Consider the following 23,739-nt stretch of genomic DNA (forward strand, 5'->3'; position numbering starts at 1 on the left):
TCTTGCTGTGACACCTGCGACAAACAGTTCAATGAGTTTATTTTGTTTATGCTGACTTAAGCGACTTTTTCTCATTGGTTTATTCTAACCTAAATGGGATTTTTAGTCGTTATCTAGTACAGCCCCTAATTTTTTTATTCATTATTTTTTTATTCATTAAAACGAGGCACTTTATGAAACCTTTCCCATATTTAAAAAACACCTTAAAACTGACCGCACTTTCTGCATTATTAGGATTAAATATCTCAGGCACAGCACAAGCAGCTGGAAAATTGACAGTGTATTGCAGTACACAGAATGTTGTTTGTGAAAAAGTTACCCAAGCTTTTGAAAAGAAATACAACGTAGAAACTCAATTTGTACGTAATAGTTCAGGGGTTGTATTAGGCAAAATCAAAACAGAAAAAGAAAATCCTCAAGCTGATTTTTGGTATGGCGGAACAATTGAGCAACATCTTCAAGCCGCAGAATTAGGCTGATATGAATCTTATCGCTCTCCTTTACAAAAAGAAATTATGCCGCAATTTAATGCTTTAATGGATAAGCGAGGTAATTTCACATCTATTATTTATTTAATGGAATTAGGCATTGGCGTAAATACAAAAAAATTAAAAGAACTTAATCTTTCAACGCCAAAATGTTATGCAGATTTATTAAAACCTAAATATAAAGGGCTTATTCAATATCCTGATCCGCGCGTTTCTGGCACAGGCTACTCAATTATCAGTACATTAATTAGCTTATGGGGAGAAGAAAAAGCCTTTGATTATTTGAAAAAATTAGAATCTAATCTAATGCAGCATACTAAAACGGGACTTGCTAGCCACTATTTAGCCAACGGAACTGTAGGTGTTGATTTAGGTTTTATGCTAGTTTACCCACGTGAAAAGAAAAATGGTGCGCCAGTTGAAGGAATTATTCCTTGTGAGGGGGTAGGTTATTCTTTAGGTGGCGCAAGTATTATTAAAGGCGCACGAAATCTAGAAAATGCAAAATTATTTATGGATTTTGTGTTAAGTGCTGAAACACAAGAAATTCCTTGGAAAGAATCAGATTCATTCCAACTGCCAACCAATATCCACGCTAAACCCGCACCAGGTTTTACGCCAGCGAGTCAATTAAAATTGGTAGATATTGATTTTATAAAATTTGGCAGCGAACAAGAAGGTAAAAAATTAACCGAACGTTGGCTTGAAAACGTACTAAAAAGAAAAGAATAGTATTTCGATTTGACGTTATTCTAAAAAGTGCGGTTTAAATTCCTTGTGTTTTTTACCGCACTTTTCCTCTTAAATTCCCCTTGAAATCTTTCTTTTTATTCTTATATCTGTGACGTTCAATTTTTATCTTTATGAAGGAAAAAATTATGTCACAAAATCAAGAAACTCGCGGCTTCCAATCTGAAGTCAAACAACTTCTCCAATTAATGATCCATTCTTTGTATTCCAACAAAGAAATTTTCTTACGTGAATTAATTTCTAATGCCTCTGATGCTGCAGATAAATTACGCTTTAAAGCACTTTCCAACCCTGCTTTATATGAAGGTGATGGCGACTTGCGTGTGCGCGTGGGCTTTGATACGGATAAAGGCACTATCACAATTAGCGACAACGGTATAGGTATGACTCGCGAGCAAGTCATCGATCATTTGGGTACGATTGCAAAATCAGGAACAAAAGAATTTTTAACCGCACTTGGCCAAGATCAAGCAAAAAATAGCCAACTTATTGGGCAATTTGGTGTGGGTTTTTATTCAGCTTTTATTGTGGCAGATAAAGTGGCTGTAAAAACTAGAGCAGCTGGCGAAGAGGCGGATAAAGCCGTACTTTGGGAATCTGCGGGTGAAGGCGAATATTCTGTGGCGGATATTGAGAAAAAATCCCGTGGCACAGATGTGATTTTACATTTACGCGAAGATGAAAAAGAATTTTTAAACGAATGGCGTTTGCGTGAAATTATCGGTAAATATTCTGACCATATTGGCTTGCCGGTGGAAATGCTGACGAAAGAATACGATGATGAAGGCAAAGAGTGCGGTGAAAAATGGGAGAAAATTAATAAATCCGATGCGCTTTGGACGCGTTCTAAAAATGATGTGTCTGATGATGAATATAAAGAGTTTTATAAACACTTAAGCCATGATTTTGCTGAGCCTGTCACTTGGGCACATAACAAAGTGGAAGGTAATCAGGAATATACCAGCCTGCTTTATGTGCCAAGTAAAGCCCCTTGGGATCTATTCAATCGTGAGCACAAGCACGGTTTAAAACTTTATGTGCAACGTGTATTCATTATGGACGATGCGGAACAATTTATGCCGAATTATTTACGTTTTATGCGTGGTTTAATCGATAGCAATGACTTGCCATTAAATGTATCTCGTGAAATTTTGCAAGATAACAAAATTACTGCGGCATTACGCAAAGCATTAACTAAGCGTTCATTACAAATGCTAGAAAAATTAGCAAAAGATGATGTAGAAAAATATCTTCAATTCTGGAAAGAGTTTGGTTTAGTCTTGAAAGAAGGCCCCGCAGAAGATTTTGCTAACAAAGAAACTGTCGCGAAGTTATTGCGTTTTGCTTCGACACATAATGATAGCAGCGAGCAAACTGTGTCTTTAGAAGATTACATCTCGCGTATGAAAGAAGGGCAAAAAGCTATCTATTACATTACAGCAGACAGTTATGTTGCAGCGAAAAATAGCCCGCATTTGGAATTATTCAATAAAAAAGGCATTGAGGTTTTATTGCTTTCCGATCGCATTGATGAATGGATGTTAAGTTATTTAACTGAATTCGATGGTAAACAATTACAAAGTATCACGAAAGCAGATTTGGATTTAGGTGATTTAGCCGATAAAGAATCTGAAACGCAAAAACAACAAGATGAAGCCTTTGGTAGTTTTATTGAGCGTGTGAAAAACTTGCTTGGTGAACGTGTGAAAACGGTGCGTTTAACTCACAATTTAACGGATACACCAGCGGTGGTTTCTACGGATAATGATCAAATGACGACCCAAATGGCGAAATTGTTTGCAGCCGCAGGGCAACCTGTACCAGAAGTAAAATACACTTTTGAACTGAATCCAGAACACCACTTAGTGAAAAAAGTGGCTGATATTGCAGATGAAACAGAATTTGCTGATTGGGTGGAATTGTTGCTCGAACAAGCTATGTTAGCAGAGCGCGGATCTTTGGAAAATCCAGCTGTGTTTATTAAGCGCATAAATAAATTATTAGGCTAACTAAAAATAAATAAGCCCGATTTAATCGGGCTTATTTATTGGGATAGTATTTAGGATAATCCTCAATCCATTTTTTCATTGTTTTTTGTTGCTTGAGTGTATTCGCAAAATTAAATGTTTTTCGTTTATTATTAAATTTAGCACCTAAAATAATGACTTTTCTTTCGTCTTCGGCAACTTCATATAAAAAATAGATATTATTGATTGTAATGTATTTATAGCCTGTTTTTCCCCAGAAAGGTCTAAGTTGCGGGATATTCGTTAAAATCATTTTTAGTTTATCAAGATCATCTTGAGTTAGATAAGTCACGATAAATCGTTTTAGAAGATCTTTTTCAAGACAACCCCCTGATGTTTCAGCAATATAAACATCGTATGTTGGCAGCATAATCAACTCTATTTTTTAAAATCGAATGGCTCAATTTTATGATTTAAAATAGCTTGCCAAGCTTCCGAACTTGCTTTTGCAGCTAATTGTCGTTCTTCCAAACTAAAAGCGTATTCTTCCTTGTCTTTTTTTTGTGTTTTGAGTAAATCAGAAATTTGTTCAAAAGTGAGTGCCATTTGAGACTCCTTACTGTGAATATTGACAATATTATGCCTGACTAAGTGACTTTTTTCATCTGTTTTTTCATCGAATTATTGGTCGTTTTTCAGGTATAATGTTGTAATTAAATGGTGAGAAAAGAGAGAAATATATGATTACAGTTTACGGCATTAAAAATTGCGATACAGTGAAGAAAGCGTTGAAATGGCTGGCGGATCACAATATTGAACACAAACTTCACGACTACCGTGTTGATGGTTTAGATTCGAATTTTTTAGCCCAAGCAGAAGCTCAATTTAGCTGGGATATGTTGGTGAATAAACGCAGTACAACTTGGCGTAATTTGGATGAGCAAGTTAAAAATTCCCTTGATAAAACCACCGCACTTTCCGTGTTGGCTGAGAATCCAACTTTAATTAAACGCCCCATTATTTTACAAGATGGGAAGGCATTAATTGGATTTAATGAAAAGGAATATCAGGCTGGTTTTGCTTAAAGTGCGGTTATTTTCTTAGGAGTTTTTATGAAAGAAAAAGTGGTTTCGTTGGCACAAGATTTAATTCGTCGCCCGTCTATTAGCCCAAATGACGAAGGCTGTCAGCAAATTATTGCCGAACGTTTAGAAAAGTTAGGTTTTCAAATTGAATGGATGCCTTTTAATGATACGTTGAATTTGTGGGCAAAACACGGAACGGGTGAGCCAGTCATTGCTTTTGCAGGTCATACGGATGTTGTGCCTACTGGTGATGAAAATCAGTGGTCGTATTCTCCGTTTTCTGCTGAGATTATTGATGGCATGCTTTATGGCCGTGGTGCGGCGGATATGAAAGGCTCCCTTGCTGCAATGATTGTTGCGGCAGAAGAATATGTAAAAGCAAATCCTAATCATAAAGGTACCATTGCATTATTGATTACGTCTGACGAAGAGGCAGCCGCAAAAGACGGCACCGTGCGTGTGGTTGAGACTTTAATGGCACGTGATGAAAAAATTACTTATTGTATGGTTGGCGAGCCATCGAGTGCTAAAAACTTAGGCGATGTTGTCAAAAATGGTCGCCGCGGTTCCATTACGGGCAATCTGTATATTCAAGGGATTCAAGGGCACGTGGCATATCCGCATTTAGCTGAAAATCCAATCCATAAAGCCGCGCCATTTTTGCAAGAATTAACGACTTACCAATGGGATGAAGGTAATGAGTTTTTCCCTCCCACAAGCTTACAAATTGCTAATATTCACGCAGGTACGGGAAGTAATAATGTAATTCCTGCTGAGTTATATATTCAGTTCAATTTGCGTTATTGCACAGAAGTCACAGATGAAATCATCAAGCAAAAAGTGGCTGAAATGCTAGAAAAACACAATTTGAAATATCGTATTGAATGGAATTTATCAGGTAAACCGTTTTTAACAAAACCAGGTAAATTATTAGATTCGATAACCTCCGCTATTGAGGAAATCACAGGCATAACGCCAAAGGCTGAAACAGGTGGTGGCACGTCAGACGGTCGTTTTATTGCATTGATGGGAGCAGAAGTAGTGGAATTTGGTCCACTTAACGCAACAATTCATAAAGTAAATGAATGCGTCAGTGTAGAAGATCTTGGCAAGTGCGGTGAGATTTATCACAAAATGTTAGTGAATTTATTGGATAGCTAAAATGAAATTAACGCCAGAAATGCTTACAGGAAAGTCTCGTGAGCATTTAGTCAATTTACCCGCAACTCATTCATCAAATCATTTTTTGCAAATGCAAGCTGTGCAAGCATTTCAAGCTTTGCAACAAAGTGCGGCAAAAAATGGCTTTAATTTACAGCCAGCGAGCAGTTTTCGTGATTTTGAACGCCAACAGCTTATTTGGAACAGCAAATTTAAAGGCGAGAGAAAAGTCCATGATGACGAAGGAAAAGCATTAGAGTTGAGCCAATTAGATGACTGGCAAAAATGTCAGGCGATTTTACGTTGGTCTGCATTGCCAGGGGCTAGTCGTCATCATTGGGGAACGGAAGTGGATATTTTCGATCCTGATCTTTTGCCACAAGGTCAATCTTTACAACTGGAGCCTTGGGAATATGAAAAAGGCGGCTATTTCTTTGAATTGAGTGAATTTCTTACCGAAAATTTACCGCACTTTGATTTTACTTTGCCTTTTATAAATATGCAGTCCAATAAGAAAGTGGGGCGGGAGCCTTGGCATATCAGTTATTTGCCTTTAGCTGAACAAGCGAGTCAGCAATTTTCTCCAGAGATTTTGCAACAGGCATGGAAAGGGGAAAATATTTTAGGCGCAGACTGTTTGATATCAAATCTCGAACAAATTTTTTCTGAATATATTGTTTAAAAATAAAGCCTTATCGTGAAGATAAGGCTTTATTTTTAGGCGTAAAAAAGCCCTTTTCCATGCAAATAAATTGGAAGCAGATCGCCAATAGATAAATCAGGGGAAATGATGTTCTCAATCCATATTGTGTAGCCATTAATTTCAATTTGAATAGTGGTAATTTTCCCTTTAAATTCGATTTGTTTTACTTGCCCTTTGAAAAGTGCGGTTGGATTTTCCGATGTTTTAAACAAGCTGAATTGTTCTGGGCGAAGTAAAATCTTACCTTGTTTCAGCGAGGTTGATTTATTTTTTACAGGAATATTACCTAATTGGCATTGAACTGTGTTTTCATCAATCAGATTCGCCGATAGCACGATGTTGTCACCAATAAAACTTGCGGTTTCAATATGATTAGGCGACCAATAAAGTGTACGAGGTGTGTCGATTTGTAAAATTTTTCCTTGTTGGATAACCGCGATTTTATCTGCATAACGTAATGCTTCATCACGATCATGGGTGACGAAAATCGCTGATGCACCACTTTGACGCAGTGCTTTTAGCATATCATGACGAATTTGCTGGCGAAGATGTTCATCTAAGGCACTAAAAGGTTCGTCTAATAAAATCAGTTCGGGATTTGGTGCTAGTGCTCGAGCTAGCGCCACACGTTGTTGTTGTCCGCCTGAGAGTTGGTGAGGAAAACGTTCTGCCAGTTCACTAATTCCAGTGAGTTGCATTGCCTGCTCAATCCGCATTTTCTCTTCATCCGTTTTCCCTTTGCCATTCCCTAACCCGTAAGCAATGTTGCGATAGACATTTAAGTGAGGGAAAAGCACACCTTCTTGCACCACATAACCAAGATGACGCTGTTGCGTTGGCACATTCGCATTCTCGCCAAAAATTAACCGCTCTTTTAGCCAAATTTTGCCAGTATTGGGTTGTTCAAATCCAGCAATTGCGCGCAATAAGGTTGTTTTTCCACAACCAGAAGCACCAAGCAAAAAGAGGATTTCACCTCGTTGCAAGGTAAAGGAAATATCGTGAAGAACTTGCTGTTCATTAAAAAATTTATTGAGATTTTTAACAGTTAATAACGGATTATTTATCATTTTATTTAAATGCATATTTTTTCAATAAAAACACAGGAATCCCTGAAAAGAGAACGAGCATTAAGGCATAAGGCGTTGCCGCAGCGTATTGCGCATCACTGGTATATTCCCAAACGGCAATCGAAAGGGTTTTGATGTCGTTTGGCGTGAGCAAAAGCGTTGCAGTAAGCTCTTTCATTAAATTCAAAAATACTAGAGAGAATGCCGCCGCAATGCCTGGTAGCATTGCTGGTAATGTTAAAGTTCGGAAAATATAGAATGGGCTTCGTCCTAGGCTTTGTCCGACTTTCTCAATATTATCAGATAGTTGCTCAAGCGAGGCTCTAAGTGTGGTTTGTGCCATTGGTAAATAGAGCATAAAGTAAGCCACGACGATAACTAAAAAGGTTTGATATAAGCTGTTGGCATAGTTGATTGTAAAGTAGATCAGCGATAATGCGATAACTAAGCCGGGTACAGCGTGTAATAGGTAAGGTAATCGATCAATCCAAACGGTTAATTTGCTACGATAGCGTACAGCTGCCCAAACCAATGGCAAAGCACAAACTACGGTAAGCAATGCGCCTAGTCCTGAAATGATAAATGAATTGCTGAATGCCGATAAAAATTCTGAAAAATCACCCGCACTTTCGAGTGAAGTTCCCACAATAAGCCAGTAAATTAACATAATCACAGGCACGCCAATACTTAAGATGAATATGCTAGAGAAAAATCCGAAGGTTAAACATTGTTTGCCAAAGGAAAGTGTTTTTACCGGATAAGGACGAGTAACACCTTTGCCACTGTTGTAAAGCGTTTGTTTACCGCGGAAAAATGTTTCTCCCAGCACAATAATGCTACAAATTGCCATTAATACAGCTGAAAGTAGTGCTGCGGTGCTGTTATTAAAAGACATTTCATATTCTTGGAAAATCGCTGTGGTGAATGTTTGGTAATTCAAAATTGAAACCGCACCGAAATCTACCAGCATATGTAATGCTATTAGCAATAAACTACTACCGATTGCTGGTTTTAATTGCGGGAAAATAGCGTGCCAAAAGGTGTAAGTTTGGCTTTTTCCTAATGAAAGGCTTACTTCTTCAAGAGAGCGATCTAGTCGTTTAAGTGTGGCTGAAATAGGCAAGTAAGCGAGTGGGAAAGAGCTTAATGTCATGATGCCAATCGTTCCCCAAAAACCTTCTACTCGAAAGGTGAGGCTAATCCAAGTAAAACAGCTCACAAAGGCTGGAATACAAAGTGGCAAACTCATCGCCACTTCAAAAAATGATTTGCCGAAAAAACGATAGCGTTCAAGTAAAAATGCACAAAGCGTACCGAGAAAAATGGATCCAATAGTTACGCAGACCATGAGAAGCATTGTGTTGCTCAGTAATTCCGCCATTCTCGGGCGAATAAGAAGCTCAAGGCTACGCTCTAATCCGACTTCAATGGCACGGAAAAGAATATATAGAAATGGTAATAAGAGCGGTAAACCAATAAGTAAAATAATGATGGTGAGCCAAAATGGGGGCGTTCGGGTCAAAAGATAGTCCTTTATATGTGGCAACTGTATCTCCACTTTTAGTGAAAATACAGTTGCGACGTTAGCGGGCTTATTTTAAACCAGCTTCTTCAATTAATTTATTTGCTTGTTCTTTGTCTTGAGCAGTAGTTGCTGAAACTACTGGTGCTTGCAATTTAGCATAAGGTTCCATATTAAATGGAGAAGTCACATCTGTACGTAATGGATATTCTGCACGTACAGCAACTAAGGCTTCTTGACCTTTTTTGCTTGCTAAGAAGTCTACGAATTTTTTCGCTTCTTCTTTATTTTTAGATGATTTTAAGATTGCAGCGCCTGAGTAAGTGACTAACGCACCAGGGTCTTTATGACGAATAAAGTACAAGCGAGTTTTTAAGTTTTCTGCACCTTTTTCTTTTGCTAATGCATACCAGTAGTAGTTATTAATTAAGGCTGCAGGTACTTCGCCATTTTCAACAGCTTGTAATGCAACACTGTTTTTCGCGTAAAGTTTACCATTTTCTTTTAAGCCTTTTAACCAATTAAGCGCAACTTTCTCGCCTTTTAGTTTAACAATAGCTACAACTTGTTCTAAGAATGCACCAGAGGTTGGTACATAACCGATTTTATCTTTCCATTTTGGTGTCGCGTAATCAAGCACTGATTTTTCCATATCTTTTTCAGATAATTTAGTGTGATCATAAACCACAACACGAGAACGACCACTTAATGCGATCCAATCTTTTTTAGGCGCCACTGGTACACCTTGGTGAGAGGTTTGTTTGATCGTATTGGCTGAAAGTGGTTCTAATAAACCCGCTTCGGAAAGTGCGGCAAATGGAGATGTTTGTTCTGAATAGAATACATCGGCTGGGCTTTTATCGCCTTCTTCTTTAAGTTGACCAGCTAACTGTTCGCTTTTAGCACTATTTAAAGTGACTTTGATGCCGGTTTCTTGCGTAAATGCATCTGCTACGGCTTTTGCAGCTTCTTTATGTTGGCCGTTGTAAACGGTAATGTCGGCAAAGCTACTTGCTGAGAATGTAAGTGCAGCAGCAAGTGTCGCAATTTTGAAAGATTTGAATGTCATTGAAAACTCCTTGTTTTATGAGAATGAATGTTTTAATTAAGTCTGAATAACCTTTATTCTATTTCTAAATTCATTCAAATGCAAATAATTCTCAATTTTTATTTGTGGCAAAACAAAAGGAGAGTGGTTAGCTCTCCTTCAATATATTGATTGCTTTGAATTTTGCTTATAGTGCGACTGGTTGGATGTAACCTAAGTTAGCTAAAGTTTCACAAAGAGAATTACACAATCCTGAACAATCATATTCTTCATCAATAAGTTTATTATTGTTCATATCTCTGTATTCATTCTGAATTAAATATTCTTTAAGTGAAGCGTTAAGTGCTTTTTTGGTTGTTGGTTTTTCCATTTGGGACATTATGTGAAGATGAAGTTTATTCAAATCTTCAATACTTCCATTATACATATTGCCCGCACCAATATATTCATTTGCACCCTCTAACAAAGCTTGTATATATTGAGTAAACCGTTTTGGTACATAAGTTTTGTTATCTTCAAATGCATATATTTGATATGGTGTGTGGAAAACATTGATATAGCCTAGAACTATAGATAGTAATACAGAAGAGTAAATTTCATTTTTAGTGATATTTTTAAACTCTTTATTATTCGATACATAATCAGTTAATGATTTAATAGTAAAACTACCCACTTGATAAATAAAGTGTTCAAGTAATCTTATAATATCTTGATTATTGAATATATTGCTCAGATTATTTTCTTTACTTTGATTAATAAAGGTTAATTTATCTAATAAACTTATATTTATATTCTCAGTACGGTTAATTTTATCTTGTAAATTAGCATGACATAATAAACTTCTTCTAAATGCTACATCGTAAAGATAATCTAGACATTGCTCACGGGCGACATAATCTGTCTCGGATAATTGATTAATCATATTTCTTAAGTGTTGTGGCATCCAAGAAATATATGAAAGTTGGAAACTTGTATCACCAATATAAGCTAATTGATGTTGATTGACGCTATCCACAAATTGATTTAAATAGAGAGGGTCATTGTGATATTCAAGATATTCATGTGCAATATAATGGTCATCTTGATTTTGAATAGTATCAAAATTTGAAATTCTAAATTTATTTCGTTCTTTTTCTGATTCAATAGATTTAATTGCATCGGAGAATAATTGAACAACGGCTTTGCCACGACGAGTTTGTTCAGAGAGCGGTAAATTTTGTGTGTATTTATTAGCATAGAGCATAATATCTCGTGCAACTTCTCGGTTTTTCCAACCCGGATAGGTATTGTAAGAAATATAAGCAATACCGTTTGGCGTTAAATTTTCTCGGCAAACTTCAAGAATTTTATCTTTAACATTATTTGGTACCCAAGAATAAATACCATGTACAATAATGTAGTCAAACAGGCCAAATTCAGGCGTAATATCGAGAATATTTTTTGCTTCTAAACGAACATTTGTTAATCCCATTGATTTAATAATTTCATTACCTTGGGTAATTTGGATTTCTGATAAATCAATACCTACAAATTCTGTATCTGGATAATAAACCGCTTGAGAAATTAAGTTCCCACCAAAAGAAGAACCTAATTCTAATACTTTAGCGCCTTTGAGTGCTGGTGGTGTTAATCCCCATAATGTTGCATTTCCTTCCAAAAGCGCAATGCTCGTGTAAGAAAAGGGTTTTGAGTAGTATCTAAGTTCGTCGTAAGGGTTATTTTGCTCGGTCATAATATATCCAGTTTGTCACATAATTGAGGGCACATATTATAGAGGGAATAGGGACAAAAACAAAGTGATGATTATTTCCCATGAAGTGGTAATTACGCTAGAATAACCGCAATTTTCACCAGCTTAGTATCCTCATGCTTTCATTTACTCTCGAACCTCAAGATAACGCACGTTTACAATCTTTATGCGGTGCATTTGATGATCATCTAAAACTTATCGAAAAAGAATTTAATCTTGTCATTGCTCGTCATAATTTCACTTTTAATATTGATACAGTGGAAGAGGAGCCAAAACCTCATCATGCAAAATTGATAAAAAGTGCGGTGAAATTAATCCAAGATTTGTATGTAGAAACTGCGCCCGTAAAAGGTAAAGTGAAAGAGTTAGATTTGGAAGATGTGCATATGGCTTTGCAAGAAAGCCGTATGCTATCTCAAGTTGAACCGAACCGTGCTGAAAATAATGTTTTCAGTACAACGATTAAAACTAAACGAGGTGTGATTAAACCTCGAGGCGAAAATCAAGTTCAATATTTGCATAATATTTTAACTCACGATATTAGTTTTGGTATTGGCCCAGCAGGAACGGGGAAAACATTCTTAGCGGTTGCTGCTGCAGTTGAGGCTTTAGAGCGTCAAGAAATTCGTCGCGTTTTACTTACTCGCCCTGCGGTGGAAGCCGGCGAAAAGCTAGGTTTTTTACCTGGGGATTTAGGTCAGAAAATTGAACCTTATTTACGTCCGCTTTATGATGCGTTGTTTGAAATGCTAGGTTTTGAGCGTGTGCAAAAATTAATGGAACGTAATGTTATTGAAATTGCTCCTTTGGCTTATATGCGTGGGCGTACACTCAATGATAGCTTTATTATTTTAGATGAAAGCCAAAATACGACAGTTGAGCAAATGAAAATGTTTTTAACCCGTATTGGTTTTAATTCTAAAGCCGTGATTACGGGCGATATTACGCAAATTGACTTACCTCGTAGCACAAAATCTGGTTTGCGTCATGCGATTGAAGTGTTGGAAAAAGTACCTGAATTAAGTTTTAACTATTTTGATAGCAAAGATATTGTGCGTCATCCAGTGGTGGCTAAAGTGGTGCAAGCATACGAAGAATGGGAAGTACAAGATGAAATTCGTCGCAAAGAATTAGCGGAGCTTCGTAAAGCCGAACGTGAAAAAGAGCGGTTAGAAATTGAAAAGAATTTAGGAGAGTAAAATGGGAAATATATTTGTTGATCTGCAAATTGCCACAGAAAATATAGAGGGTTTGCCAACAGAAGAACAGATTGTGCAGTGGGCAACAGCTGCTGTTCAACCGGAAGGGGATGAGGTTGAAATGACTGTTCGTATTGTGGATGAAGCCGAAAGCCATGAATTAAATTTAACTTATCGTGGCAAGGATCGCCCGACTAACGTGCTTTCATTTCCATTTGAATGTCCCGATGAGGTGGAGTTGCCCTTGTTAGGGGATCTCGTTATTTGTCGTCAAGTTGTGGAGCGAGAAGCCGCAGAACAAGAGAAACCATTAATGGCGCATTGGGCGCATATGGTCGTGCATGGTAGCTTACATTTACTCGGTTACGATCATATTGAAGACGATGAAGCGGAAGAAATGGAAAGTTTAGAAACCCAAATTATGCAAGGATTAGGCTTTGACGATCCTTATCTAGCAGAGAAATAATCTTTATTCGGAGTAATGATGTATAAAGCGGTATTTAGTGATTTTGATGGCACCTTATTAACCTCTCAACATACCATTTCCCCTCGAACTGTTGCAGCAATTAAGCGTTTAACGGCAAATGGTATTCCTTTTGTACCAATTTCGGCGCGTTCTCCTTTAGGTATTTTGCCTTATTGGAAACAGCTTGAAACGAATGATGTGCTTGTTGCATTTAGTGGCGCGCTTATTTTGAATCAACATCTTGAACCAATTTATAGCGTACAAATTGATCCAAAAGATATTTTAGATATTAATACCGTTTTGGCGGATCACCCTTTGCTTGGTGTGAATTATTATACAAATAATGACTGCCATGCTCGCGATGTAGAAAATAAATGGGTGATTTATGAACGCAGCGTCACCAAAATTGAAATTCACCCTTTTGATGAAGTAGCGGCTCGTTCGCCACATAAAATTCAAATTATTGGGGAAGCAGAAGAAATCATTGAGATTGAAATTATTTTAAAGGAAAAATTTCCACATCTGAGTATTTGTCGTTCTCATGCTAACTTTTTAGAGGTGATGCACAAGAGTGCAACCAAAGGAAGTGCGGTGCGTTTTTTGGAAGATTATTTTGGCGTACAAACCAATGAGGTGATTGCGTTTGGTGATAACTTTAATGATCTGGATATGCTAGAACATGTCGGGCTTGGGGTGGCAATGGGAAATGCACCTGATGAAATTAAACAAGCTGCAAATGTAGTTACCACGACCAATAATGAAGATGGGTTAGCATTAATTTTGGAAGAAAAATTTCCTGAATAATCGGCAAGAAAAAGGCTCTCAAACGAGAGCCTTTTAGTTATGAACTTTTTGATTCTTTTGAATTATACATTTCTTCAATTTGCTTACGATAACGTTCTAAAATCACTTTTCTACGCAATTTTAATGTTGGCGTAATTTCACCCAATTTAATGCTAAAGGCTTGAGAAAGTAACGTGAATTTTTTTACTTGCTCGAAATGAGCCAATTCTTTTTGTACCGCATTAATACGCTGCTCAAACATTTTTAGAATTTCAGAATTTTTTAGTAATTCTAAACGATCATGATATTTAATATTGAGCTGTTTAGCGTACTCTTCCAAACTATCAAAGCAAGGCACAATAAGTGCAGACACATATTTTTTCGCATCGGCAATGATTGCAATTTGTTCGATAAATTTATCTTTACCGATTTTGCTTTCGATATATTGCGGCGCGATATATTTGCCGTTTGAGGTTTTCATTAATTCTTTAATACGATCGGTAATAAATAAATTCCCTTGTTCGTCAAACTCTCCCGCATCGCCAGTTTTTAAGAAACCATCTTCAGTGAAGGCTTGAGCCGTTTCTTCAGGCTTTTTGTAATAGCCTTTCATCACCATTCCTCCACGCACAAGGATTTCATTATTTTCCCCAATTTTAACTTCCGCTTTTGGCATGAGTGTGCCAATTGAATTTGGGTTAAATTGGAAATCATGCCAGCAAGACACGGTCGCAGTTGTTTCTGTCATGCCATAGCCTAATTTGATGTTGATACCAATAGCATGGAAAAATAGCCCAATAGCAGGTTCTAATTTAGCTCCTCCGCAAGGCATCATTTTTATACGCCCCCCCAATAATTGGCGAAGTTTTGAGAGCACTAATTTATCTGCTAAAGCAAATTGTTTTTTCAATAAGAATGGAATAGCTTTGTTATTCGCACGTAAATCAAAATGTTTTTGTCCTACGGAAATTGCCCAATGGAACATTATTTGGCGAAGTTTTGGGGCTTTTTGAACTTTATCCAACACGGCTGCATAAATTTTTTCGTAAAAACGTGGGACGGCACACATTAAGGTTGGGCGAATTTCCGTTAAAGCTGACCGCACTTGATTGGTGTCTTCTAAATAGCAAAGTATTGCACCTCTATGAAGAATATAAGCCGCCCAGGCTCGTTCAAAAATATGAGAGAACGGTAAAAAAGAAAGTGAAATGTCCTGATCTGTCACATTAAGTGAAAGATCATGTGTTTCTAATTGGTGAGCGAGATTGGCGTAATCTAACATGACACCTTTAGGCTCTCCAGTAGTGCCTGAGGTATAAATAATCGTAAATAAATCCGATAACTGTTTTTGGTTTAAGCGTTGGGTTAGTTTATCTTGTTGGGCGTTTGAACCTGTTTCAATAAAACTGTCCCAAGTGCAAGAAAGAGTATCTTGTTGTAATTGAATTGTAGATTTCATTGTCACGATTTTTTGTAATTGTGGACAATGATGAGCAATTTCCAATGCTTGATCGTATTGCTCTTGATCGCCGACGAATAGAATTTTTACATCGGCGTGATTTAGGATAAATTCTGCTTGCTGGGCTGTATTGGTTGCGTAAATCGGTACTGTGATTGCTCGAATTTGTAAGGTCGCAATGTCAGCGATTGTCCAACGATCCATATTATGGGCAAAAATGGCGATTTTATCTTGTACGTCAATATTGTGAGCAAGCAATGCACGAGAAAGTTGATTGAGTTGCTCTTGAAAATTTTTCCAAGAGATGTTTCGCCACAAGCCGTGTTCTTTATAGCGAAGTACGGTCATATTTGCACGAGTTTTAGATTGTTGTTGAATACGATGAACAAAATGGAGATCGAGATTCATATTAACCCTATTTTTTGATTTTATTGAGCGAACAGTTGTGCGCTAATATAATCTTAAATAAGAATAAAAGCTAGAAGAATATTGATTGTTTTAAATTATTTTTAGTGATCCCTTGTTCATTTTTAGATCGTAAACTAAATTCTAGATAATAAAAAACCGCTCCGAAGAGCGGTTAATTTTTTCAAAGTTTTAATTAACCTTTGTAGTTGTAGATATGAGCTACTAAGTCTAATACTTTGTTTGAGTAACCAGTTTCGTTATCGTACCAAGATACTAATTTAACGAAAGAATCAGTTAATGCGATACCAGCGTCTGCATCAAATACAGAAGTTAAAGCACAGCCGTTGAAGTCAGTAGAAACAACTGCATCTTCAGTGTAACCTAATACGCCTTTTAATTCGCCATTGAACGTTTTACCTTCAGCTGCGTCTTTGATTGCTTGTTTGATTGCATCATAAGAAGCTGGTTTTTCAAGGTTAACAGTTAAGTCAACAACAGATACGTTTGGAGTTGGAACACGGAAAGCCATACCTGTTAATTTACCGTTTAATGCAGGTAATACTTTACCTACTGCTTTCGCTGCACCTGTTGAAGATGGAATGATGTTTTGTGATGCACCGCGGCCGCCGCGCCAGTCTTTAGCTGATGGACCATCCACAGTTTTTTGAGTTGCAGTTGTTGCGTGAACAGTGGTCATTAAACCATCTTTGATACCGAAAGTTTCATGAACAACACGTGCTAAAGGAGCTAAACAGTTTGTTGTACAAGATGCGTTAGAAACGATATCTTGACCTGCGTATGCGTTGAAGTTTACACCACGAACGAACATAGGGGTTGCATCTTTAGATGGACCAGTTAATACAACTTTTTTCGCGCCTGCAGTGATGTGTTTACGAGCAGTTTCATCAGTTAAGAATAAACCAGTTGCTTCAACAGCGATATCAACACCGATTGCACCCCAGTTTAAGTTTGCGGGATCACGTTCTGCAGTTACACGGATAGTTTTACCATTAACTACTAAGTTACCATCTTTCACTTCAACAGTGCCGTCGAAACGACCGTGAGTTGAATCATATTTCAACATATAAGCCATGTATTCAACGTCGATTAAGTCGTTAATACCTACAACTTCGATGTCATCACGGTGTTGTGCTGCACGGAATACGATACGGCCGATACGGCCGAAACCATTGATACCAATTTTAATTGCCATAAGATTTTCACCTTTTATTTAAGTTAAACAAATCTGTTTGCTTTGAGTAATACTGCTCACTCAGTAAGACAGCGCACAAAGTATAGCACGAGCATTTTTATAAAACTATAAACCCTACTACTTTTTTGTGATCTATATCAAATCATCATTAGAATGAAAAAGTACCGTAAAAAATCACCGCACTTTTGATGATTTTTTATAGAGAAATCTGCATAATAGACTGAAATTGTTAGAGAAGGTTAAATATTCTATGTCTCAAGGTAATCTTTATATTTTATCTGCACCAAGTGGTGCGGGAAAATCTTCATTAATTTCAGCGTTATTGGCATCAGATAGTTCAACTCAAAAAATGGTGTCTGTGTCCCATACGACCCGAGCCCCACGCCCTGGTGAAGTTGAAGGCGTACACTATTATTTTGTATCAAAAGAAGAGTTTGAATCGCTCATTGAGCAAGATTTATTTTTAGAATATGCCAAAGTTTTTGGTGGAAATTATTATGGAACCTCTTTACCTGCGATTGAAGAAAATTTAGCAAAAGGCATTGATGTATTTTTAGATATTGATTGGCAGGGCGCCCAACAAATCCGTAAAAAAGTGCCTTCAGTAAAAAGCATTTTTATTTTACCGCCTTCATTGCCTGAATTAGAGCGTCGTTTAATTGGTCGTGGGCAAGATAGTGAAGAGGTTATCGCTGAACGAATGTCAAAAGCGATAAGTGAAATTTCGCATTATGACGAATATGATTATGTCATTGTGAATGATGATTTTGAGAAAGCACTAAAAGATTTACAAAGTATTTTGCAATCGGAACGCTTAACTAAAGATTATCAACAAAAACAAAATGCAATGTTAATTCAACAGCTACTAGCAAAATAGGGCGAAATTGAGTATTATAACTCCCCTTCAATAGAGTAATTTTTGACAAATCGGAGTAAATTATGGCTCGTGTTACTGTGCAAGATGCAGTAGAAAAAATTGGTAACCGTTTTGATTTAATTTTAACGGCTGCGCGTCGTGCAAGACAATTACAACTTAACCAAAGTGCGCCGTTAGTGCCAGAAGATAATGACAAACCAACAGTAATCGCATTACGTGAAATCGAAAAAGGTTTGATTAATCAAGATATTATGGATGCACAAGAATTCCAAGAAATGGCGAAAGTGCAAGAAACGGAAGAAGCAGCTGTTGCATTAATTACAGAATAATCTTTTAAAAGTGCGGTAAAAAATCACGATATTTTAACCGCACTTTATCTTTCAACGATAAGTAGGTCTCCTTTGGAACTGTTTGCGGATTTAGATCGAATTATTCAAGGGTATTTGCCCGCAGATAAAATTGAACTCATCAAACGTGCGTTTGTGATTGCAAGAGATGCGCACGAAGGACAATTTCGCTCCAGCGGCGAACCTTACATTACCCATCCTGTGGCGGTAGCCTCCATTATTGCTCAACTACACTTAGATCATGAAGCGGTAATGGCTGCGCTTTTGCACGATGTTATTGAAGATACACCTTATACGGAAGAACAACTGAAAGAAGAGTTCGGTGCCAGTGTGGCTGAAATTGTGGACGGTGTATCAAAACTCGATAAGTTGAAATTTCGTACTCGCCAAGAAGCACAAGTCGAGAATTTTCGCAAAATGATTTTAGCGATGACGCGTGATATTCGTGTTGTGTTAATTAAGCTTGCTGACCGCACGCATAATATGCGCACGCTTGGTTCGTTAAGACCAGATAAACGCCGCCGTATTGCGAAAGAAACGCTTGAAATCTATTGTCCGCTTGCTCATCGTTTAGGTATTGAGCATATCAAAAATGAATTAGAAGACTTATCTTTTCAAGCAATGCATCCTCACCGTTATGAGGTATTGAAAAAACTCATTGATGTGGCGCGGAGTAATCGACAAGATTTAATCGAACGTATTTCACAAGAGATTAAAGTGCGGTTAGAAAACGCAGGCATTTTTGCCCGAGTGTGGGGACGTGAAAAACATCTTTACAAGATCTATCAAAAAATGCGCATAAAGGATCAAGAATTCCACTCTATTATGGATATTTATGCGTTCCGTGTGATTGTAAAAAATGTTGATGATTGTTATCGCGTTTTAGGCCAAATGCATAACCTTTATAAGCCACGCCCTGGTCGAGTAAAGGATTATATCGCGGTACCTAAAGCAAATGGCTATCAATCTTTGCAAACTTCAATGATTGGGCCGAAAGGTGTTCCCGTAGAAGTTCATATCCATACTGAGGATATGGAACAAGTCGCCGAAATGGGCATTACTGCGCATTGGGTTTATAAAGAAAATGGTAAAAATGACAGTACAACCGCACAAATTCGCGCGCAACGTTGGCTGCAAAGTTTGGTCGAAATTCAACAAAGTGTAGGGAACTCGTTTGAGTTTATTGAGAATGTAAAATCAGAGTTTTTCCCGAAAGAAATTTATGTTTTTACGCCAAAAGGTCGAATTGTTGAATTGCCAATGGGCGCAACGGCAGTAGATTTCGCTTATGCTGTGCATTCAGATGTGGGGAATACTTGTGTTGGCGTAACCGTTGAGCATAAACCTTATCCGCTTTCTCAAGCCCTTGAGTCTGGTCAAACGGTCAATATCATCACCGAGCCAAATGCTCATCCAGAAGCTGCATGGTTAAATTTCGTGGTAACGGCTCGTGCGAAAACACGGATTCGCCATTATCTCAAACAGCGTTGTGAAGAGGATGCGGTGAAATTAGGGGAAGTTGAGCTTAATGCAGCCTTACAGCCTCACAATTTAGGTGATTTTTCTATTCAACAAATTAGCACGGTATTAGATGCTTTAGCGCTTTCTTCTTTAGATGAATTATTACGAGAAATTGGTTTAGGCAATCAGTCTGCCACAGCAATTGCGCATCAATTTGTGGGCGTGCCGTTAGAATCTGCTAATACTCAGAATTTTGAATTTGAATCAAAAATACTCACTATTGCACCAATGCAAGTGGGTAAAACACAGTTTGCTCAATGTTGCCATCCAATCCCAGGCGATCCTATTGTGGGATGTCGTACCGAAGAAAACACCGTTGTGGTGCATCATCAACATTGTGCAAGTTTGAAAAATGCTTGTCGCCAATCGTTGGCTAAATGGGATAATGTTCAAAGTGCGGTGAATTTTGAGGCAGAATTACAAATAGAAATATTGAATGAGCAGAATGCCTTGTTGAGTTTAATGACCGCAATTTCTGCGAGCGAAAGCAGTCTTCAAAATATTTGGACGGAAGAATTAGAGAACAATTTATTGCTTGTGATTTTGCAGGTTTGTGTAAAAGATATCAAACACCTTGCCAATATTGTTCATCGTATTAAAGGCATTACTGGCGTTGTTAATGTCAAACGTAATATTAACGAGCTATGAGCCTTGAACTTCTTGATGCCGTACCTTTGACCTGCCTCTCTGGTGTGGGGGCTGCCATTTCTAATAAACTAGCTAAAATTGGCATTCATAACCTGCAAGATTTACTCTTTCATTTACCTATTCGCTATGAAGATCGTACGCGAATTACGCCAATCGCTAATCTCCGCCCCGAACAATATTTTACCATTGAAGGAATTGTACAAACCTGTGAAGTGACTTTTGGCCGTCGCCCGATTTTATCGGTTAGTTTGTCAGATGGCACATCAAAAATTATGTTACGTTTTTTCAATTTTAATGCGGGGATGCGTAATAGTTTTCAAGCAGGTGTGCGAGTAAAGGCCTTTGGAGAGGTAAAACGTGGGCGTCACATGCCAGAAATTCATCATCCAGAATATCAAATTGTGCGAGATAATGCGCCTATTGTATTGGAAGAAACCCTAACGCCGATTTATTCCACGACGGAAGGGCTAAAACAAAATTCATTACGAAAATTAACGGATCAGGCTTTGGTATTACTCGACAAAGTTCAGATTGCAGAAATTTTGCCTAATGAATTTAATCCACATCAATATAGCTTAAAAGAAGCATTGAGATTATTGCATCGTCCGCTGCCAGACATTTCATTAGAAATGTTAGAGCAAGGTAAGCATCCTGCACAACAACGATTAATTTTTGAAGAATTATTGGCGCATAATCTTGCTATGCAAAAAGTGCGGTTAGGAACGCAGCAATTTTCTGCCTTACCGCTACATTATCAAACAGATTTGAAACAGCGATTTTTAGCCACCTTGCCATTTCAACCAACTAATGCGCAAAAGCGAGTAGTGTCGGATATTGAACAAGATCTTATCAAAGATTATCCGATGATGCGCTTAGTGCAAGGGGATGTCGGCTCAGGAAAAACATTGGTTGCTGCATTGGCTGCTTTAACGGCAATTGATAACGGCAAACAAGTCGCCTTAATGGCACCAACAGAAATTCTTGCAGAACAGCACGCGAATAATTTCCGACGTTGGTTTGAGCCTTTCGGCATTGAAGTTGGTTGGTTAGCCGGTAAAGTAAAAGGAAAATCAAGACAAGCAGAGCTTGAAAAAATCAAAACTGGTGCGGTGCAAATGGTGGTGGGGACGCACGCTTTATTCCAAGAAGAAGTCGAGTTTTCCGATCTAGCATTGGTGATTATTGATGAACAACACCGTTTTGGTGTGCATCAACGATTAATGTTGCGTGAGAAAGGCGAAAAAGCAGGGTTTTATCCCCATCAGTTAATTATGACGGCCACGCCGATACCAAGAACGTTGGCAATGACCGTATATGCAGATTTGGATACATCAATTATTGATGAATTGCCTCCAGGCCGTACGCCGATAACAACCGTAGTGGTTTCTGAAGAACGTCGCGCTGAAATTGTGATGCGTGTAAAAAACGCTTGTGTTAATGAAAAACGCCAAGCCTATTGGGTGTGTACATTAATTGATGAATCAGAGGTTTTAGAAGCTCAAGCAGCTGAAGCGATTTGGGAAGATCTAACAAAGGCATTACCTATGTTAAATATTGGGTTAGTGCACGGGCGGATGAAACCACAAGAAAAACAAGATGTCATGATGCGTTTTAAAAATGCAGAATTGGATTTATTGGTGGCAACGACAGTCATCGAAGTGGGTGTTGATGTGCCGAATGCGAGTTTGATGATTATTGAAAATGCAGAGCGTTTAGGTTTATCGCAACTTCATCAGTTACGAGGGCGTGTTGGTCGAGGCAACACGGCTTCTTTTTGTGTACTAATGTATAAACCTCCGCTCGGTAAAGTTTCACAAAAACGCTTGCAAGTGCTACGAGATAGTCAAGATGGGTTTGTTATTTCGGAAAAAGACTTAGAAATTCGTGGACCAGGTGAAGTGCTGGGAACAAAACAAACGGGCATCGCTGAATTGCGAGTAGCAAATTTAATGCGAGATAGAAAAATGATACCAACGGTGCAACATTATGCCAAATTATTGATTCAAAAATACCCTGATGTGGCAGAGAGCTTAATCCGTCGCTGGCTCAATAATAAAGAAATCTACTCGAACGCTTAAAAGTGCGGTCAATTTTCAAAGAGTTTTAAATGGATAAAAAAGAAAAATGCCCAACTATACTCTTTTTTGATTCTGGAGTGGGTGGGTTTAGCGTATATCGTGAAGCTAAAAAATTATTACCAAATTGGCACTATCTCTATTGTTTTGATAATGCCGGTTTTCCTTATTCAGAACGAGAAGAGGAAAGTATTATTCACCGCACTTTAGCGGTTTGCCAACTTATTAATCAACGTTATCCATTAGATGCAATTGTGATAGCTTGCAATACAGCGAGTACAGTTGTGCTTCCGCCTTTGCGAGCTGCTTTTGATATTCCTATCATTGGGACTGTACCCGCTATTAAACCTGCATCAGAAATGACAAAGACAAAACATATTGGTTTATTAGCTACAAAGGGTACGGTAAAACGTCATTATGTCGATGATTTAATTGATAAATTTGCGCAAGATTGTGTTGTTGAGAGATTAGGAACAACAAAATTAGTAGAAATTGCGGAGCAAAAAATTCGTGGTCATTCCGTTGATCTAATTAGTTTAAAAGATGAGTTATCTCCGTGGGCAGACATGGCAGATTTGGATACATTAGTTTTAGGTTGTACTCACTTTCCACTCATCAAAGATGAAATTCAGTTGTGCTTGCCACAAATTAAATATTTTATGGATCCTGGAGCGGCGATTGCTAAGCGGATAAAATATTTGCTCGATGGTAAAAGTGTACATGCTAAAGGTGAAAAACATAATCAAATGTTTTGTACTGAACATTTTCCAGAAGAATCTCAATTTAAAAAAGCTTTACATCTATGGGGATTTGAATCTTTGGATGTAATAAAAATAGACTAAAATTGATGTCAAATAGACCTTTTTGTATTAACTTTATCCAAAAGATCATTTTTTTAAATATTTTTACAAAAAGTACTTGCAAGGGTTTTGAAAATCCCTATAATGCACCGCACACAACGACGCACTGTTGTGAAATTTTTAAGTTTACAAGTGCGTCGTTGTTTTTTGCTCTTTAACAATGTATCAGACAATCTGTGTGGGCACTTGTTGATTGACTTGTTTTAAAAATATTTTTAATTTTGAAGTCTTAATAGGTGCTTAACTGAAAATTCATCATTACTTTTTTAAGTAGTGTTTTATTTATAGCTAAGCAGTTTATTGAGCGATTGAACTTGAATTGAAGAGTTTGATCATGGC

The 23,739-nt window shown here is 37.7% G+C and carries 20 protein-coding genes and 2 pseudogenes; 13 read left to right on the forward strand and 9 right to left on the reverse strand.

Annotation, left to right across the window (positions count from 1 at the left end; all coding sequences use genetic code 11):
* Positions 1-75 (reverse strand): annotated as a pseudogene (locus DV434_RS10290) (IS1595 family transposase); the annotation flags it as partial.
* Between the two features lie 98 nt (positions 76-173).
* On the opposite strand from DV434_RS10290, the pseudogene DV434_RS10295 reads away from it, so the two are divergent.
* Both DV434_RS10295 and htpG read left to right on the forward strand, forming a co-directional pair.
* Positions 174-1,220 (forward strand): annotated as a pseudogene (locus tag DV434_RS10295) (ABC transporter substrate-binding protein).
* Between the two features lie 146 nt (positions 1,221-1,366).
* Positions 1,367-3,247 carry a molecular chaperone HtpG gene (gene htpG / locus DV434_RS10300; RefSeq protein WP_192882526.1) on the forward strand — a complete coding sequence of 627 codons (1,881 nt, stop codon included), beginning with the start codon at positions 1,367-1,369 and terminating at the stop codon, positions 3,245-3,247.
* Between the two features lie 31 nt (positions 3,248-3,278).
* Here htpG and DV434_RS10305 read toward each other — a convergent pair whose 3' ends face one another.
* Complete coding sequence (locus DV434_RS10305) at positions 3,279-3,635, reverse strand: hypothetical protein (protein WP_005630469.1); 357 nt, start codon at positions 3,633-3,635, stop codon at positions 3,279-3,281.
* Between the two features lie 8 nt (positions 3,636-3,643).
* Positions 3,644-3,811 carry a hypothetical protein gene (locus tag DV434_RS10875; RefSeq protein ID WP_005630471.1) on the reverse strand — a complete coding sequence of 56 codons (168 nt, stop codon included), beginning with the start codon at positions 3,809-3,811 and terminating at the stop codon, positions 3,644-3,646.
* A 134-nt stretch (positions 3,812-3,945) separates the two neighbouring features.
* Here DV434_RS10875 and DV434_RS10310 point away from each other — a divergent pair, with 134 nt between their 5' ends.
* From DV434_RS10310 to DV434_RS10320, 3 genes are read left to right on the forward strand one after another with little or no spacing between them, the layout of a single operon-like run.
* Positions 3,946-4,290, forward strand: coding sequence for an ArsC family reductase (locus DV434_RS10310; protein WP_118786124.1), 345 nt, complete (start codon positions 3,946-3,948; stop codon positions 4,288-4,290).
* 27 nt (positions 4,291-4,317) lie between these two features.
* Positions 4,318-5,451, forward strand: coding sequence for a succinyl-diaminopimelate desuccinylase (gene dapE, locus DV434_RS10315; RefSeq protein WP_118786125.1), 1,134 nt, complete (start codon positions 4,318-4,320; stop codon positions 5,449-5,451).
* A 1-nt stretch (position 5,452) separates the two neighbouring features.
* Positions 5,453-6,133, forward strand: coding sequence for a M15 family metallopeptidase (locus tag DV434_RS10320; RefSeq protein ID WP_118786126.1), 681 nt, complete (start codon positions 5,453-5,455; stop codon positions 6,131-6,133).
* A 35-nt stretch (positions 6,134-6,168) separates the two neighbouring features.
* On the opposite strand, the gene fbpC is transcribed toward DV434_RS10320, so the two are convergent.
* The 4 genes from fbpC to DV434_RS10340 all read right to left on the reverse strand — a co-directional run bounded on the left by fbpC (position 6,169) and on the right by DV434_RS10340 (position 11,526).
* Positions 6,169-7,239 carry a Fe(3+) ABC transporter ATP-binding protein FbpC gene (gene fbpC / locus DV434_RS10325; RefSeq protein WP_192882527.1) on the reverse strand — a complete coding sequence of 357 codons (1,071 nt, stop codon included), beginning with the start codon at positions 7,237-7,239 and terminating at the stop codon, positions 6,169-6,171.
* Complete coding sequence (locus DV434_RS10330; protein WP_118786104.1) at positions 7,226-8,746, reverse strand: ABC transporter permease; 1,521 nt, start codon at positions 8,744-8,746, stop codon at positions 7,226-7,228. Before DV434_RS10330 ends, fbpC begins: the two co-directional genes overlap by 14 nt.
* A gap of 70 nt (positions 8,747-8,816) precedes the next feature.
* Positions 8,817-9,815 (reverse strand): iron ABC transporter substrate-binding protein, encoded by a 999-nt coding sequence (locus DV434_RS10335; RefSeq protein ID WP_005643670.1) that lies wholly within the window; start codon positions 9,813-9,815, stop codon positions 8,817-8,819.
* 166 nt (positions 9,816-9,981) lie between these two features.
* Positions 9,982-11,526 (reverse strand): class I SAM-dependent methyltransferase, encoded by a 1,545-nt coding sequence (locus DV434_RS10340; protein WP_118786103.1) that lies wholly within the window; start codon positions 11,524-11,526, stop codon positions 9,982-9,984.
* Positions 11,527-11,660: 134 nt separating this feature from the next.
* Between DV434_RS10340 and DV434_RS10345 the strand changes: the two genes are divergently transcribed.
* From DV434_RS10345 to DV434_RS10355, 3 genes are read left to right on the forward strand one after another with little or no spacing between them, the layout of a single operon-like run.
* Positions 11,661-12,743, forward strand: a complete 1,083-nt coding sequence (locus tag DV434_RS10345; protein WP_118786102.1) for a PhoH family protein — start codon at positions 11,661-11,663, stop codon at positions 12,741-12,743.
* 1 nt (position 12,744) lies between these two features.
* Entirely contained in the window at positions 12,745-13,209 is a 465-nt protein-coding gene (ybeY, locus tag DV434_RS10350; protein ID WP_118786101.1) for an rRNA maturation RNase YbeY, read from the forward strand.
* An 18-nt stretch (positions 13,210-13,227) separates the two neighbouring features.
* Positions 13,228-14,013 carry a Cof-type HAD-IIB family hydrolase gene (locus tag DV434_RS10355; RefSeq protein WP_192881529.1) on the forward strand — a complete coding sequence of 262 codons (786 nt, stop codon included), beginning with the start codon at positions 13,228-13,230 and terminating at the stop codon, positions 14,011-14,013.
* A 37-nt stretch (positions 14,014-14,050) separates the two neighbouring features.
* Here DV434_RS10355 and DV434_RS10360 read toward each other — a convergent pair whose 3' ends face one another.
* Together DV434_RS10360 and gap are read right to left on the reverse strand one after the other, a co-directional pair.
* Entirely contained in the window at positions 14,051-15,859 is a 1,809-nt protein-coding gene (locus tag DV434_RS10360; RefSeq protein ID WP_192881528.1) for an AMP-dependent synthetase/ligase, read from the reverse strand.
* Positions 15,860-16,052: 193 nt separating this feature from the next.
* A complete protein-coding gene (gene gap / locus DV434_RS10365) occupies positions 16,053-17,072 on the reverse strand; it encodes a type I glyceraldehyde-3-phosphate dehydrogenase (RefSeq protein WP_005646416.1) in 1,020 nt (339 codons plus the stop codon).
* Between the two features lie 250 nt (positions 17,073-17,322).
* On the opposite strand from gap, the gene gmk reads away from it, so the two are divergent.
* From gmk to murI, 5 genes are all read left to right on the forward strand, one after another.
* Positions 17,323-17,949, forward strand: coding sequence for a guanylate kinase (gene gmk / locus DV434_RS10370; RefSeq protein ID WP_005634932.1), 627 nt, complete (start codon positions 17,323-17,325; stop codon positions 17,947-17,949).
* Positions 17,950-18,011: 62 nt separating this feature from the next.
* Positions 18,012-18,278, forward strand: a complete 267-nt coding sequence (rpoZ, locus tag DV434_RS10375) for a DNA-directed RNA polymerase subunit omega (RefSeq protein ID WP_005625717.1) — start codon at positions 18,012-18,014, stop codon at positions 18,276-18,278.
* 72 nt (positions 18,279-18,350) lie between these two features.
* A complete protein-coding gene (gene spoT / locus DV434_RS10380) occupies positions 18,351-20,465 on the forward strand; it encodes a bifunctional GTP diphosphokinase/guanosine-3',5'-bis pyrophosphate 3'-pyrophosphohydrolase (RefSeq protein WP_118786098.1) in 2,115 nt (704 codons plus the stop codon).
* Entirely contained in the window at positions 20,462-22,543 is a 2,082-nt protein-coding gene (recG, locus tag DV434_RS10385) for an ATP-dependent DNA helicase RecG (protein ID WP_118811598.1), read from the forward strand. The genes spoT and recG overlap by 4 nt, the downstream gene beginning before the upstream one ends.
* Before the next feature lie 29 nt (positions 22,544-22,572).
* Entirely contained in the window at positions 22,573-23,382 is an 810-nt protein-coding gene (gene murI, locus DV434_RS10390) for a glutamate racemase (protein WP_118786096.1), read from the forward strand.
* Positions 23,383-23,739 lie beyond the last annotated feature (357 nt).

The sequence above is a fragment of the Haemophilus haemolyticus genome (assembly GCF_003493685.1).
Lineage (GTDB): Bacteria > Pseudomonadota > Gammaproteobacteria > Enterobacterales > Pasteurellaceae > Haemophilus > Haemophilus haemolyticus_O.

What these genes read in the sequence shown, in the direction of transcription:
- DV434_RS10360 (WP_192881528.1), bottom strand. Translation starts at nt 15,859, where the DNA reads ATGAATCTCGATCTCCATTTTGTTCATCGTATTCAACAACAATCTAAA.
- murI (WP_118786096.1), top strand. Translation starts at nt 22,573, where the DNA reads ATGGATAAAAAAGAAAAATGCCCAACTATACTCTTTTTTGATTCTGGA.
- recG (WP_118811598.1), top strand. Translation starts at nt 20,462, where the DNA reads ATGAGCCTTGAACTTCTTGATGCCGTACCTTTGACCTGCCTCTCTGGT.
- dapE (WP_118786125.1), top strand. Translation starts at nt 4,318, where the DNA reads ATGAAAGAAAAAGTGGTTTCGTTGGCACAAGATTTAATTCGTCGCCCG.
- gmk (WP_005634932.1), top strand. Translation starts at nt 17,323, where the DNA reads ATGTCTCAAGGTAATCTTTATATTTTATCTGCACCAAGTGGTGCGGGA.
- DV434_RS10335 (WP_005643670.1), bottom strand. Translation starts at nt 9,815, where the DNA reads ATGACATTCAAATCTTTCAAAATTGCGACACTTGCTGCTGCACTTACA.
- rpoZ (WP_005625717.1), top strand. Translation starts at nt 18,012, where the DNA reads ATGGCTCGTGTTACTGTGCAAGATGCAGTAGAAAAAATTGGTAACCGT.
- DV434_RS10355 (WP_192881529.1), top strand. Translation starts at nt 13,228, where the DNA reads ATGTATAAAGCGGTATTTAGTGATTTTGATGGCACCTTATTAACCTCT.
- DV434_RS10345 (WP_118786102.1), top strand. Translation starts at nt 11,661, where the DNA reads ATGCTTTCATTTACTCTCGAACCTCAAGATAACGCACGTTTACAATCT.
- DV434_RS10305 (WP_005630469.1), bottom strand. Translation starts at nt 3,635, where the DNA reads ATGCTGCCAACATACGATGTTTATATTGCTGAAACATCAGGGGGTTGT.
- fbpC (WP_192882527.1), bottom strand. Translation starts at nt 7,239, where the DNA reads ATGCATTTAAATAAAATGATAAATAATCCGTTATTAACTGTTAAAAAT.
- ybeY (WP_118786101.1), top strand. Translation starts at nt 12,745, where the DNA reads ATGGGAAATATATTTGTTGATCTGCAAATTGCCACAGAAAATATAGAG.
- htpG (WP_192882526.1), top strand. Translation starts at nt 1,367, where the DNA reads ATGTCACAAAATCAAGAAACTCGCGGCTTCCAATCTGAAGTCAAACAA.
- gap (WP_005646416.1), bottom strand. Translation starts at nt 17,072, where the DNA reads ATGGCAATTAAAATTGGTATCAATGGTTTCGGCCGTATCGGCCGTATC.
- DV434_RS10310 (WP_118786124.1), top strand. Translation starts at nt 3,946, where the DNA reads ATGATTACAGTTTACGGCATTAAAAATTGCGATACAGTGAAGAAAGCG.
- DV434_RS10340 (WP_118786103.1), bottom strand. Translation starts at nt 11,526, where the DNA reads ATGACCGAGCAAAATAACCCTTACGACGAACTTAGATACTACTCAAAA.
- DV434_RS10875 (WP_005630471.1), bottom strand. Translation starts at nt 3,811, where the DNA reads ATGGCACTCACTTTTGAACAAATTTCTGATTTACTCAAAACACAAAAA.
- DV434_RS10320 (WP_118786126.1), top strand. Translation starts at nt 5,453, where the DNA reads ATGAAATTAACGCCAGAAATGCTTACAGGAAAGTCTCGTGAGCATTTA.